Source organism: Ktedonobacter sp. SOSP1-85 (assembly GCF_016587415.1).
GTDB lineage: Bacteria > Chloroflexota > Ktedonobacteria > Ktedonobacterales > Ktedonobacteraceae > Ktedonobacter.
In genome coordinates, this window is sequence record NZ_BNJI01000001.1 from 876,346 (window position 1) to 889,269 (window position 12,924).

The window sequence follows — 12,924 nt, forward strand, 5'->3', positions numbered from 1 at the left end:
GTGAGGTGAAAGTATGCAAGAATTGGCAGAAGGTCAGATGTTTGCGCGCTATCGTATTGTGCGCGCCCTGGGGGGTAGCTTGATCAGCCAGAGCTATGCCGCAGAAGATTCCCATCTCGGATGTATAGTGACGCTTAAAGTCATGCACCCATGGCCTGCGCTCCCCAATTCTGCTCGCTATCAATTCTTCCACGAGATGCAAGATATCAGCTTGATTGTTCACCCACAACTCACAGCCCTCCTCGACTATGGCGACTTCGAGGGGCGCCTGTATGCCACACGTACCTACTTTGCGGCTGGCTCCCTGCTTGGTGATGCAGGGCGAGCACACTTTCAAGCACCAATGCTGCCACAGGTCGCGATCAAGCAGCTTGTGCCACTGGCACAGGCCCTCCATAACCTGCATACGCATGGGTATATCCATGGTGCCCTCACATTCTCCAATGTCCTTCTCAATGAAGAAATCCCCACCCCTACGGAAACCACATCGCTCCAGGTCGCGGACGCAGGCTTTACCTACTTCGCGCAACATGTGGGAGGTCTACAGCCTCTTCTACTACCCGCAACCGCGGCACCAGAACAGTGGCACCGTCACTATAGCCCCGCTTGCGATCAGTATGCCTTAGCTATTCTGCTCTATTTCTGGCTAGCTGGCCGCCTCCCATTTATTGGTCGCCCCCAGGAGGTCCTGCGCCAGAAACAGTTTGAAATTCCACCTTCGCTCCTCCCTCTCAATCCCCACGTTACGAGACAGCAAGAGACGATTCTCCACCGTGCCCTCGATCCCAACCCCGAGCGACGCTATTCCACTATGCTAGCCTTCGTCCAGGCTCTAGAAGGCACCCTTTTCTTACCAAACGAATTCGGCAATGCAGAGCAAGGCGCTGCTGAAATGCCTGAGACAACCGTGCTTTCACTCGACCTGCTCAAAGAGATCTTCGCGGCTTCAGAGAAGGCTAAGGCACAGGCCGCTCAGCAAGACAAGGAACAGCAACCTGAAGAGATCGTTCCTGCGGCGCCAGAACTCTCTCAATTCGAGCGATTGCTGGCCTCGCTGCTCACCCCTTCCCTCCCGGTTACACCTACATCGGAGACCACACCAACCAGTCATACCACCCCACTGGAACCAATGAGACAGGCTGAGACATCAAATACGCTTTCGCTCCTGGAGATGCTGGCGTCTTCTCACACTCCAGGCGCTACTCCGGCCATAGAGCAACAGCAGCAGCCTGAACCACAACCACGCATCGAGCCAGATATCGCGCAGCCCATCCCTCCTGCCGCGCCAGAGCCAGTCCAGCCACCAGTTGAGCCTGAACCCACTCACCCTCAGCCACAGGAGCCATCTATTCCCGCTGAGCCTCAACCTACGCAGCCCGCACCTGAGAAGCCGACAGAGCCCGTTCGTCCTCAACCACAGCCTGAGCAGCCAACGCCTAGCGAGCCGGTGCCAACGCATCCCCAACCGCAGCAGCCATCACTGCCTACAGAGCCAAACGAGGTGCCTGAACCAAAGGAGCCACGCACAGAGCCACTTGCTCCCGAGGAACCAGTAACGCTACCACAGCCGGAACCAGATATTCCACAACCGCTTCCTACGCCACCGCTCACGCCACCACCCGGTATCCAGCCAGTGGATGAGCCTCAACCCGAGGCCCAGCAAGAGCCTATCACTGAATTAGATGTACAAGAAGAGGTTGTAATAACGCAAGCGCGCTTTACCATCACCTCGCCCTACACTGCAACCCCTATAGAGATCAAGCTAGAGCCAGCCGAGACCATCACCCTGGGACGCGCTGGCTCCAGCGATATTCTTCTGGAGCAAGATAACCTTACCTCGCGCCACCACGCGCTACTCAAATGTGTCAATGACCAGTTTGTGCTCTTCGACCAGCGCAGCGCCAAAGGAGTGTTCATCAATGGACGCAAGCTTACCAGCGGCATTGGCTATCCCCTGCATCACGGAGATAATATCCAGATTGGCCGATACAGCCTGCTCTTCCAGCAAGCTGGCGTCACCACACCCCAGACAGCTCCTCTTGTCGAAATCGAACACGCCTAGAGAGTTGTTGTAGGGTCCAAGCTAGCTTGGACCCTACAATTCAACGTTAGCGATCCACTAGCGAGCGCGTTAGAGTGACAATCGTCACAAAGATGCGGTAGAGGTCTAACAGTTGCTCGCTCACGACCTTCACGGTGCGGGGTCCGACGCGCTCCACCCCGCGAATCCAGAGCGCCATATCCGCCATATCCGCCACCAGAAAGGTTATCTCCAGCATGACGGGTAGTTTGAAATGGGGAGGTTGTGCCTGTGCGAGCTGCTCAACAGCTCGTTTTGCCCCTGCATGCAGCATCTCACAGGCTACTTCTGGATGCAGGTTGACCGCGGCAAAACGTCCAATGGAGTCTTTCACCACGACCGTTTCAGCCTGGGGAGCAAAGGTTTGCACCTCCTGGGCGGTTGCCGCATCACCGCTCACCAGAATAATAGGTACACCATAATGCGCCGCGACCAGGGCATTCAAACCAGACTCGCCCACGACCTCGCCATTGATGCGCACCTCCCAGATCGCTCCAGGATTATAGGTATGCGAGAGAATCGCGCGCTCGGCCCCAATCGAACCGTGATAGCTGACGAAACAGACGCCATCAAAGGAGGCATCCAATCCCTGCATCATATACAACGGCTTATGTCGACCAGTGATGAGGGTCGCTCGCCCCAGCAAGTCCTGGGGATGGAGGTTGCGCATCGCATGATGGGCATCATTGACGACAAACTCGTGCGCGCCAGCCTCCTGAGCGCCAGCGATTACAGCGTTGACTTCGTCGGTCAGCAATTTTCGTCCCTGGGCGTACTCAGGATTGCCCTCGATGATCTGCTCCCAGGCCACGATCCCACTTGTTCCCTCAAAATCGGTCGAAAGAAAAAGCTTCATAGCAACTCCCTTACTAAAGCCAGGTGCTCCGCGCACCTCTCCACACACATCGTGCAACATGAGGAACACGGAGCACCTGTAGACGTCGTTCGACAGGATACAGCCAGGCAGGTAGCTTACTCCAGGACCGCCATGCCGGGACCGCCTGCCGCGCGACAGATGTCGATGCTGGCCTGGCGTCCTGTGCGCTCGGGATACTGCTCTTCGACGGCCTGTGTCAGCGCGGTGACCGCCTCCTGGCGCACCAGGTTGATTGTGCAACCACCAAAGCCACCACCCAGCATACGCGCCCCGAGCACACCGGGAACGCTATGTGCGATATCCACCAGGGCATCCAGTTCTGAACAGCTTACTTCGTACTCATCACGCAAACCCGCGTGGCCCTGCCAGAGCACCTGACCAACAGCTTCAAAATCATTGCGCTTTAACAGCTCCACAACCTGCATCACACGCTCGTCCTCGGCGATAACATAGCCCGCGCGCTTACGTAGCAGTTCAGGAAGCTGATCTTTGTAGCGCGCGAACTGCTCAGGCGTAATATCGCGGAGAGCCTTGATCTCGCGCGCCTGGGCGTTCTCCGGCTCATCGCGCAAGATCGCCTCGCGCAACAGGCTCGCCGCCTCCTCGCACTGCTGGCGACGCTCGTTATAAGCCGTACTCGCCAGTTCACGACGCACGCTAGTATCAATGACTACAACCGCGACCTCTGGGTCAGAGAAGGGGAAATACTGGTACGCAAACGAGCGGCAATCCAGCAAGACCGCCTGTCCGGGCTGCCCCAGGCATGAGGCCGCCTGGTCCAGAATACCCGAGCGCAGGCCAGAGGCAATGTGTTCAGCACGCTGGCAGAGCGCCGCGACCTCCATCTTCTGTAACCCCCACTGGGGGCGCGGCTGGCTCTCCTCGCCATCACCAATCTTGAGCTGCCCACCCGAGAACTGGGCACAGGCATAGACCGTCGCCACCTCAAGGGCCGCTGAAGAACTCATGCCACCACCCAGGGGTACATCGCCAGCCACAACCGCGTCAAAGCCCTTGAGCGCAAAGCCCGCGCGTACCAGTTCGGTCACCACACCCAGAACATAGCGCGCCCAGCCGGGAAGTCCCTGGCGCTGCTGCTCAAATGAGCCGGGCAGTTGCTCAAGCGAAAACTGCGCATACTCCTCAAAATGCGCTGACCAGAGGCGCACCTCCTGATCCTGGCGCGTACGGCCCGCAAAGGCCGAGACACGGTCGACCGCCAATGGCAAGACAAAGCCGTCATTATAGTCAGTATGCTCGCCAATAATATTGACACGACCCGGCGCCCAGGCTGCACTGAGCGGACCCGCGTACACGCCATCGTCCTGGAAAACCGTGGCGAACTTCTGGGCCGCCTCAAGGGCGGGTTGTGGATACTGCTTTCTCTCCATGCTACTACTCCATCTCTTTCTCAATAGCCTGTCGCAGCTCCAGCGCCTTCTGCTGCGGAGCGGAGTCGTTAGTCCACATGCCCCAGATAGACTCTGAGGAGGCGGCAAATTTAAGCTTACCCGGCGCACGTCCAATAGCAAGAATCTCAACGTGGAAGTGGAACCGCTCATCCTGCAATTGATGCAGACCTAGCAGGTAGGGCATCGGAGCAATCGCGCCATCAAAGAGATTGTTATAGCCACGAATGACCTTCAGGAGCATGGCGGCGAGGTCGCGCAGTTCCTCATCGGTTGCTTGTGCCAGGCTAGGCACATGCCGCTTCAAATAGAGATGCGTCTCATAGGGATAGCGCACATAGGGGGGCAAAAACGCCTGCCAGGTCTCATTGTGGGCTACCTCAAAATCGGTATCCGTCAATTCATCGCGCACGCGGCAGAAGGGACACCCGCGGCCAGCCTCGTGTTCGAGTACCGTTGTCTCCAACTTACGCTCCAGAACAGGAGGTAAGACAGAGACGCCATAGGCCTGTCCATGAGGATGGTGCTGCGTCTGGCCGATAGCTTCACCGCTATTCTCAAAGATCATTACCGCCGGGTAGCGCGAGGAGAGATCATTATATAGTTCGCGCCAGAGCTTCGTCACCGCGAACACTTCATCCACGGTCAGCTGGGTGAAGGTCTTCTCGTGGTCGCGATTATAAATAACTACAACCGCCTCACCAACTGGAGGTTGCAAGGGAGGGAAATCATTCGGATGGAGCCATACCTGCGTATCCTCACTTACACGCCCTTCGGTAATGTCAGCACAAAACGGGCATTGCGTTGTTCCTTCGCGGCGGCTCATACGATGAGGTGCATTCACCAAATATTGCCGTAGAATTGGATTCCAAATTAAAGGCGTCTTCTGTTCCATATTATTCCCAAATTCTTTGCTTTATATTCTATGAATCTTGTGTGCAACATATCTCTGAATGGGTGGTATGGTGGATCGTAACAGCCACAGGCCGCCATGACCCACCATACCACCTATCAGAAGAGCAAGTCTCTATTTATGGATGATGAGAGTGATGCGCGGCCTGGCTGCCCATAAGTACACAGCGCCCCTGCTGGGCAAAGAGCGAAAGTAGCGCTTTTTTATCGGCTACGCCCCCCTCATTACCCTCAGCCAGCAACCATTCATCCCAGGTCGTCTTATCGGTAAACAAAGCCCAGGCCACGGGAGCAATCTGGGCTTTTATGGTGCGGATAATTTCGCGTGCATGCTCAAAACCCGGCTCCAACTCCTGTAGTGGGGGAAGCTTTTCGTCCTGTAGCGCCTCAAACGTCCTCACTGTCAGCACCTCTCCCCTTTGTACTTCGCACACGCATCCCAACACCAGCACCTCGCGCTCATCGCCCTCTTCATCAGTCAGCGTATCCCATACCCCGCAGACAAGGGTACAGTGCTCTGGGAGCGTGCGTAAGAACGTGGTTATCTGCTCCTTATTCCACCCATGCCAGGATGGCTCCTGCTGTTGATCAAGTCGTAGCGCAGCGGCTACCAAAGGCCTGACCGCCTCCCATAATGCCGAATCAGTATCTATCACCACTAATTCTTCTGCAAACACACGTACAACTGCCTTTCGAAATAAGAGATCAATCAGGCCCATTTCCGGTTCTCAGGCCGTCTCAATTATAATACATTCCAGCCGTGTTTGCGCGTTCTACTATACTATTAGTCGTCACATGGTCTAACCAGGAGACGCAGATGTCCTATCTTTCAGTGCTCTCTCTCTGCCTGCATATTATAGGGCCGACTGGGATTATAGTACTACTTTCCCGAGTATGGATTATTACCTGGCACTTCCGCGACTCGCCACCGAGCGGCTTTCGCCGCTACCAGCGCGCCCTATACATGAAACAAACCGCTGGCCTGGCCCTGCTCTTCCTCCTCACGATGGCCGCCAGCTACGCCTTGCTGCACGAAGTGTGGGGTGTACTCTACGGCCTCCTTGCCTTCAAAGCCTGCACCTGGTGGGTCCGCCTGACACTTTTGCCGTAAGCGCTGCCCCTGCTAAGCATCGCAGACGCTGAGAACATCTTGTAAAGAGGTAGATACGTGGTTCCCACAAAAAGAGGGTATAAGATCGTTTATTCTTAGTAGAAGATTTAGTATAAGACACCTTCAAACAGACATACCCAGCACAGGTCAAAGGAGTTGAGCATGAGTAGCCAGCCCTGGTACCAAACGTTTTTTGGCGAAGACTATCTACAGATCTACTCCCCATTCCTACCTGCATCTCGCACCCAACATGAGGTCAGTGCCATTGAAGCGCTACTTCACCTCACGCCAGGCATGCGGATCTTAGATGTGTGTTGTGGAGATGGACGCCATGCCCTCCCATTAGCGCAACGCGGATATGCTGTTACCGGGCTAGACCTTAGCGCGGCCCTCCTTGATCGAGCACGCCAGGAGACCGCCAGGCTACACCTCAACATCGACTGGTTACAGCAAGATATGCGCTCCATCCCCTATGAAGACACCTTTGATGCAGCCATCAATATCTTTACCTCCTTTGGCTATTTTGAGCAGGAAGAAGATGATCTTCTGGTGCTCAAAGAGATTCACAAAGCACTCGCGCCCGGAGGCATCTTTCTACTAGAAACCGTCTACCAACCACGAGTCGTACGTGCCTTTACCCCTCAAAGTATGATTCGCTACGACAATGGCTTAATCGTCATGGAAGAGCGTGAGATCGATCTGCTCAAGAGCCGCAATAACGTCCGCATCACCCTGCTTCATCCCAATGGCGAGCGCATCGAACATCGCCAATCCATACGCATCTATACACTTACCGAACTCATCAGCCTGATCAATCAAGCAGGGTTACAGGTCACAGGCTATTATGGCGACCTGGATGGCAACGCCCTGACACTCGATAGCCGGCTCGTCATCGTCAGCCAGAAACCCACACCATCGCAATAACGAGTGCTCTAGACGCTATCAAACATAATGCGTTATAATTGGCAGTGCCACCATAGTCAAATGAAGGAATAGAGCGGTGGTGTTTCAAGTGTCTTTATCAATCAAAATTAAGGAAGGTACCTAGCCGTGCCGTGGTGTAGATTTTTCATTCCTAAAATTGCCTCAGCAAACATCAAGCCGGGCGACCCCGACCTGAACGAGCACATTATGTATGCCAAGTGCGTCAAGGGCCATGTTCTCAAAGATGCCCAGGACTGGGTCTTGTGCGAAAATCTGCCTGCTCCCGACGCGCAATGCTGGAAAGAGGGCGGCAAAACGCTCTTCAACATTACGCCGCGCAAGCGCAGTGCTGACCAGGCATCGTCACCAGAAGCAAGCGCGCAGAAGAGCAAAGTTTAGATCTGCATGAGCATGGATTCACAGCCCTCATCTATTTCTTCTCAGCTCGCGCCTGACCATATTACACGCGCTCAGAGTGACTTACTGCGTTGGTATGCAGCAGAGCAACGTGATCTACCCTGGCGTCGCACCAGCGATCCCTATGCGATTCTGGTGTCAGAGATAATGCTCCAACAGACCCAGGTTGATCGCGTGTTGCCCAAATATCAACAATTTCTGAGCGCGTTCCCGACGCTTGCAGACCTGGCCGTGGCTCCTACCGCCGATGTCATCAACGTATGGGTTCCCCTGGGATACAACATGCGTGCGGTGCGCCTACAAGCCATTGCGCAACAGGTTATGGCTCAGTATGATGGACGTATTCCCGATACTGTCGAGGGATTGCTCTCTCTCAAAGGGATTGGCCGCTATACGGCTGGTGCCATTGCCTGTTTCGCTTATCATAAGCAAGTAGCCACCGTTGATACCAACATTCGCCGCGTGCTCCATCGCATTTTCATTGGTGTTGAGCAGCCAGAGACAGCATTGAACGACGCGGCTATGCTGGCGCTTGCGGAACAGGTCTTGCCACCTGGCGAGGCCTACAACTGGAATCAGGCCCTGATGGATATGGGAGCAACGACCTGTACAAGTAACAATCCGCGCTGTATGGCATGCCCACTACAAGAGCCCTGCAAAGCTTATCAGGAGATGAGCCAGCATAGCCTCTTCCCGTCCGGGGTGGTTCTACGACAGATGCGCAAGGTGGGGGAAAAGAAAACCAGCTATCAGAGCCAACCCTTCACAAGCACCAATCGCTACTTTCGTGGGCGGATCGTTGATCTGCTTCGTTCGTTGCCAGCGGGAGAGCGCATCACTCTCACTCTTCTCGGACCCAAAATCAAGCCTGAGTATAGCGATGCGGACCAACCCTGGCTACAACGTCTGGTGAGTGGTCTGGCAAAAGACGGCCTGGTCGACGATGCAGAGGATGGAGTCCGCTTACCCTAACCCACCTGTAGGTGACCAAAGAAACCTGTTTTATTCATTACCTGGAGCCGGTCTCCCTATACGAAAACTAACGCCGCTCGCGCGCTCAGGTTTTCTGAGAGGCACTATATTTTACTTGGAGGAACGAGCAGTTGCGACTAACAAGCTTGAACGATATACAAACACATCATCGCCACATCTTTCTCTCACCACACTATGATGACGTGGTCTACTCCTGTGGAGGCACACTGGGTGTACAGTTGAGCAGCGGATTGCGTCCCCTGGTCATCACCGTTTTTGGGGGCGCCCCAACCACAGGTACCCTCAGCCCCTTCGCCCAACAGGTGCATCGCCAGCGCGGCTTTGGTGGCACAACCACGGCCCAGGACATTATTGAGATACGCCGTAAAGAGGATGCCAAGGCGCTTGATCTCTTCCCAACCGACTATCTCTGGCTCGACTACCAAGATGCCATTTATCGCGGCACCCCAACCTATTACAACAGCGATTCGCAATTGATGGGTGGTGATGTACATCCCGCCGACGCCGAGATCGAGCGTCAGTTGCTCAATGGCCTGCTCACACTGCACAATCGCCTTCCCGATACAGTGTGGTACGCGCCACTTGGCGTTGGACGCCATGTCGATCACCAGATTGTGGCATCCGTGGCCGATAGCCTGGCACAGCACGGGGCAAAGGTCTACTTCTACGAGGATTTCCCCTATGTGACACAGAGCGGCGCCCTGGACGCGCGTTTGAAAGAACTGGACCTCCCGCTTGAGCCCACCCTGGTTGAGATGTCAGAAATGCTTGAGCTGCGCATTGAGGCGGCTGAGGCATACGCGACACAGACCCAGCAGAACTTTGGCGGCTCCGAGCAGATGCGCCAGGCCATGACACACTACACGCACAATATTCGTCCCGTAGAAACCATTTACCTGGAACGCTACTGGACCTACCGCCGCTAAACTTACTCATCTGTGCTATTGACAGGCGTTTTCTAACGCCTGTCATGGCATTGCGTGGTATCCTGAAGAGTGACAGGAAAAACGTCCAGTCGGGCGTGTTCACCGCCAATCGCCAGCAAGATTTCCTCACAACGGCGAATACCAAATGCTCGATCTGGCACCGCGCAGCGCAGCGCAACTTGAACAAGAGGGAACAGCAGGAGTGTGGATAGATGAAGGGCATAGAAGGAACAACCCTCGGCAGATATGAGCTACATCGGCGTGTAGCACAAGGATCAACCTCTGAGGTCTACTTAGGCTTTGATCGTCGCGTCAAACGGCGCGTCGCCATCAAGGTCCTCTACGGGAGTAATGAACCATTCGTCCGTCGCTTTGAACGCGAAGCCCTGGCAATTGGCGCGCTCTCCCATAACCATATTCTCCCTCTGTACGATTTCGGCGAGCAAAGCCCCTGGTATTATCTCGTGATGCCTTTCATCGAAGGCGGCACATTACGCGACTATCTCTATCATCGTGAACGTCTCCCTCTTGACGAAGCTGGCAGCTATCTCTATCAGATCGCATCCGCGCTGCAATATGCGCATGATCATGATATCCTGCATCGTGATGTCAAACCATCCAATATTCTCCTGCGTCCCGATGGGTACGCGTATCTTGCCGATTTCGGCCTGGCGAAAGCCAAAATTGAGGCGGACGCCTATAACCACTCCAGCGCGACGGTTGGCACGCCTGAATATATGGCACCCGAACAGTCTAATGGCATCAGCGACTATCGCAGCGATATTTACGCCCTGGGTATCATTCTCTATCAAATGCTTACTGGCCGCGTTCCCTTTAGCGCAGAGACACCGGTCGGCATCACCTTAAAACATATCCAGGCCCCGCCTCCCCTCCAAGCCAGTTCAATGATGCCATCCCCACCATCGTCGAAAGCGTCATGCTCCAGGCTCTCGCCAAGGATCCCGAGCAACGCTACCAGAGCGCACGAGCCTTTTCCAACGCCTATCTGCAAGCCCTGCAAAAAGCGATACCCACCTGCTCGCTTGAGAATGCCCTGGCACTCACCCAAACAGATCTCATGCTCACTATTTCCGAGCCAACAGAGCCTGATGAGGACGCCTCGCCACTAATCAAGAAGACAACGAAGCTCCAGCCACCAGTGGACCCAGATTTCGTGCTCTCAGAGGTCCCAACACCGCTCTTCCCCCTGCAAATGCCGATGGCTAGCTGGCCTTCACCGAACCAATTGCGCCAGGCACATCGCCCTAGCCGCCCCCTCCTCTTCACACTCATTAGCCTCTTGCTCCTGCTCCTGGCCTTGCCCCTGCTTATGTTCTGGTACAGTATCCGCTGGCAGGCAGCGCCAAATTCCCTGTTCTCTCTCGCCAGCCAATCCTCACAGGGACTCCTGCCAGGCAATCCGGCTCAGGCAACGCTGGCAGCACGCGCACGTGTCCAGGCGACAGCCGGTATTACCTCAGAGATTGGGGCTGGTCCCGTCCTCTATACGCATGACCTCACCTCGCCAGGTGGTGGCTGGCTCAATGATGGCCAACAGTGCTATTTCACGCCTCAAGGATATCATGTCTACGCCGCCAGCCGAGCGCTGGCCTGGTGCTATACGAATGCACCCTCCTTTACGAACATGGCTATTACGGTCCAGGCTCGCCTGTCACGTGGCACCATCTATGGGCTTATCTTCCGCCTGCAACCAGAGAGCCAGTCATTTTATGTGCTCGAACTCAATAATACAGGCTCATACCGCTTTGTTCGCGCCCAGGGTAGCGACCCGGCCGCCTGGCTACCTCTTATTGACTGGACGCATTCAGGTGCTATTATAAATGGGTATGGGCAACTTAATACCCTGCTCGCAATTATGCAGGGGACGCAGTTTACGTTATACATCAATAAGCAGCTTATTTTTTCCAATGTTGTGGATAACGCCTATACTTCGGGGATGGTTGGCTTCCTGACCGGTAGCGACCAGGAGGGTGATAGCGAAGCCGTCTTCCGCAATCTATGGATATTTGAGAAGTAGCATGTTCTCCACACATGCGACATTGGAGATAGAAAGAGTTCGCGAGGTTTCTTCAGGCATGCCCCATTCACATTTTTCAGAGCAGCCAGCAAGTACAGCCCTCCCTGCCAGGCATCGCGTCTACCTGGCGCTTGGTACGAATCTGGGCGAGCGCATCCACAACCTGGAGTATGCCTTGCGCCTCCTGCGCGAACACCTCCAACTAGAGCGTATCTCCTCAGTCTATGAAACCGAGCCAGTAGGCTACGCCAACCAGCCGAAATTCCTGAACATGGCCTGTAGCGGAACGACTGTATTAAGCGCACCAGAGCTCCTACAGGCCACCCAGGGCATAGAACAGACACTAGGTCGCCAGGCTACATTTCGCAACGGGCCACGACTCATTGACATCGATATTCTCCTCTATGACCAGGAGCAGTGGCAGCAAGAAGGGCTTACGCTTCCACATCCGCGACTCGCTGAGCGAGCCTTCGTCCTGGCTCCCCTGGCCGAGATCGCCCCAGACCTCAGGCACCCTGCTCTTGGCAAGAACATGCGTGAATTACTTGAGGTGGTTTCACAGCAGGGCATTCTTCGCATCGACCAACCAGTCTCGATCTCACCAGGATCTCCCACTACTTAACAAGCCTTGCCCAGCATGCTATAATGCGGATACAAAATACAATGTGAATATACTCGTACCAGGGCATGTAGGTCTTTAAGGACCCATACACGAATACAGTGTCACTGGTCTTTACCATAACCCAAAGGAACCGCCTATTTTTCCTGGTTGTGAACTCAAGGGCTGGTAGATACGTATAGAAATTATATTAGGCGAAAACCATGTGTGACCTACGTCGTGTCGGGTCATTTAGAAGTAAGCAAGGGAGTACTTGTGGAGGGAGTTCTGCTAGATCCAGCACAGTTAGCGAAAGCCGCAGTCGATATTGCGTCTGATAAAAAAGCATCAGACATTTTACTCCTCGATATTCGAGAGGTTACTGTCTTTGCCGACTACTTTGTCATCTGTAGCGGTAGCAACCCCAGGTTGATCCAGACAATCGCCAGCACAATTGACGAGGAGTTGGGAAAACAAGGAGCCAGGTTGCTGCACCGCGAAGGGACAGCAGACACAGGGTGGATTCTCCTGGACTTTGGCGACGTCGTTGTACACATCTTCGCACCTAAAGAACGCGAATATTACCGATTGGAGCGACTTTGGAGCGATGCCAAAACAGTTGTGTATCTCCAATAAAAA

At 54.7% G+C, this 12,924-nt stretch carries 14 protein-coding genes; 10 read left to right on the forward strand and 4 right to left on the reverse strand.

Annotation, left to right across the window (positions count from 1 at the left end):
- Positions 1–13 precede the first annotated feature (13 nt).
- On the forward strand, positions 14–2,062 hold the full coding sequence (locus KTE_RS04010; protein WP_201378791.1) for an FHA domain-containing protein: 2,049 nt from the start codon (positions 14–16) through the stop codon (positions 2,060–2,062).
- 46 nt (positions 2,063–2,108) lie between these two features.
- On the opposite strand, the gene KTE_RS04015 is transcribed toward KTE_RS04010, so the two are convergent.
- From KTE_RS04015 to KTE_RS04030, 4 genes are all read right to left on the reverse strand, one after another.
- A complete protein-coding gene (locus KTE_RS04015; RefSeq protein WP_201378793.1) occupies positions 2,109–2,936 on the reverse strand; it encodes a M55 family metallopeptidase in 828 nt (275 codons plus the stop codon).
- Between the two features lie 116 nt (positions 2,937–3,052).
- Positions 3,053–4,348 carry a galactokinase gene (gene galK, locus KTE_RS04020; RefSeq protein WP_201378795.1) on the reverse strand — a complete coding sequence of 432 codons (1,296 nt, stop codon included), beginning with the start codon at positions 4,346–4,348 and terminating at the stop codon, positions 3,053–3,055.
- Between the two features lie 4 nt (positions 4,349–4,352).
- Positions 4,353–5,261 carry a galactose-1-phosphate uridylyltransferase gene (gene galT / locus KTE_RS04025; protein ID WP_201378797.1) on the reverse strand — a complete coding sequence of 303 codons (909 nt, stop codon included), beginning with the start codon at positions 5,259–5,261 and terminating at the stop codon, positions 4,353–4,355.
- A 136-nt stretch (positions 5,262–5,397) separates the two neighbouring features.
- Complete coding sequence (locus KTE_RS04030) at positions 5,398–5,934, reverse strand: hypothetical protein (protein ID WP_201378800.1); 537 nt, start codon at positions 5,932–5,934, stop codon at positions 5,398–5,400.
- Positions 5,935–6,095: 161 nt separating this feature from the next.
- Here KTE_RS04030 and KTE_RS04035 point away from each other — a divergent pair, with 161 nt between their 5' ends.
- The 9 genes from KTE_RS04035 to rsfS all read left to right on the forward strand — a co-directional run bounded on the left by KTE_RS04035 (position 6,096) and on the right by rsfS (position 12,921).
- Positions 6,096–6,389: a hypothetical protein gene (locus KTE_RS04035; protein ID WP_201378802.1), complete on the forward strand. Its 294-nt coding sequence runs from the start codon at positions 6,096–6,098 to the stop codon at positions 6,387–6,389.
- Positions 6,390–6,551: 162 nt separating this feature from the next.
- A complete protein-coding gene (locus KTE_RS04040; protein ID WP_201378804.1) occupies positions 6,552–7,313 on the forward strand; it encodes a class I SAM-dependent methyltransferase in 762 nt (253 codons plus the stop codon).
- Positions 7,314–7,439: 126 nt separating this feature from the next.
- Entirely contained in the window at positions 7,440–7,712 is a 273-nt protein-coding gene (locus KTE_RS04045; RefSeq protein ID WP_201378806.1) for a hypothetical protein, read from the forward strand.
- A 6-nt stretch (positions 7,713–7,718) separates the two neighbouring features.
- Positions 7,719–8,702, forward strand: a complete 984-nt coding sequence (locus KTE_RS04050) for an A/G-specific adenine glycosylase (RefSeq protein WP_201378808.1) — start codon at positions 7,719–7,721, stop codon at positions 8,700–8,702.
- A gap of 131 nt (positions 8,703–8,833) precedes the next feature.
- A complete protein-coding gene (locus KTE_RS04055; protein WP_201378810.1) occupies positions 8,834–9,649 on the forward strand; it encodes a PIG-L deacetylase family protein in 816 nt (271 codons plus the stop codon).
- Positions 9,650–9,861: 212 nt separating this feature from the next.
- Complete coding sequence (locus tag KTE_RS04060) at positions 9,862–10,779, forward strand: serine/threonine-protein kinase (protein WP_201378812.1); 918 nt, start codon at positions 9,862–9,864, stop codon at positions 10,777–10,779.
- Complete coding sequence (locus KTE_RS04065) at positions 10,728–11,687, forward strand: hypothetical protein (protein WP_201378814.1); 960 nt, start codon at positions 10,728–10,730, stop codon at positions 11,685–11,687. The genes KTE_RS04060 and KTE_RS04065 overlap by 52 nt, the downstream gene beginning before the upstream one ends.
- A 58-nt stretch (positions 11,688–11,745) precedes the next feature.
- The gene (folK, locus tag KTE_RS04070) at positions 11,746–12,309 is read left to right on the forward strand and encodes a 2-amino-4-hydroxy-6-hydroxymethyldihydropteridine diphosphokinase (protein ID WP_201378816.1); all 564 of its coding nucleotides are present in this window, start codon (positions 11,746–11,748) and stop codon (positions 12,307–12,309) included.
- Positions 12,310–12,513: 204 nt separating this feature from the next.
- Entirely contained in the window at positions 12,514–12,921 is a 408-nt protein-coding gene (gene rsfS / locus KTE_RS04075; protein WP_007904958.1) for a ribosome silencing factor, read from the forward strand.
- Positions 12,922–12,924 lie beyond the last annotated feature (3 nt).

Bases quoted from the DNA above. Each gene is read 5' to 3' on its own strand.
- KTE_RS04010 (WP_201378791.1), top strand. From the start codon at position 14: ATGCAAGAATTGGCAGAAGGTCAGATGTTTGCGCGCTATCGTATTGTG.
- KTE_RS04015 (WP_201378793.1), bottom strand. From the start codon at position 2,936: ATGAAGCTTTTTCTTTCGACCGATTTTGAGGGAACAAGTGGGATCGTG.
- galK (WP_201378795.1), bottom strand. From the start codon at position 4,348: ATGGAGAGAAAGCAGTATCCACAACCCGCCCTTGAGGCGGCCCAGAAG.
- galT (WP_201378797.1), bottom strand. From the start codon at position 5,261: ATGGAACAGAAGACGCCTTTAATTTGGAATCCAATTCTACGGCAATAT.
- KTE_RS04035 (WP_201378802.1), top strand. From the start codon at position 6,096: ATGTCCTATCTTTCAGTGCTCTCTCTCTGCCTGCATATTATAGGGCCG.
- KTE_RS04040 (WP_201378804.1), top strand. From the start codon at position 6,552: ATGAGTAGCCAGCCCTGGTACCAAACGTTTTTTGGCGAAGACTATCTA.
- KTE_RS04050 (WP_201378808.1), top strand. From the start codon at position 7,719: ATGAGCATGGATTCACAGCCCTCATCTATTTCTTCTCAGCTCGCGCCT.
- KTE_RS04060 (WP_201378812.1), top strand. From the start codon at position 9,862: ATGAAGGGCATAGAAGGAACAACCCTCGGCAGATATGAGCTACATCGG.
- KTE_RS04065 (WP_201378814.1), top strand. From the start codon at position 10,728: ATGCTCACTATTTCCGAGCCAACAGAGCCTGATGAGGACGCCTCGCCA.
- folK (WP_201378816.1), top strand. From the start codon at position 11,746: ATGCCCCATTCACATTTTTCAGAGCAGCCAGCAAGTACAGCCCTCCCT.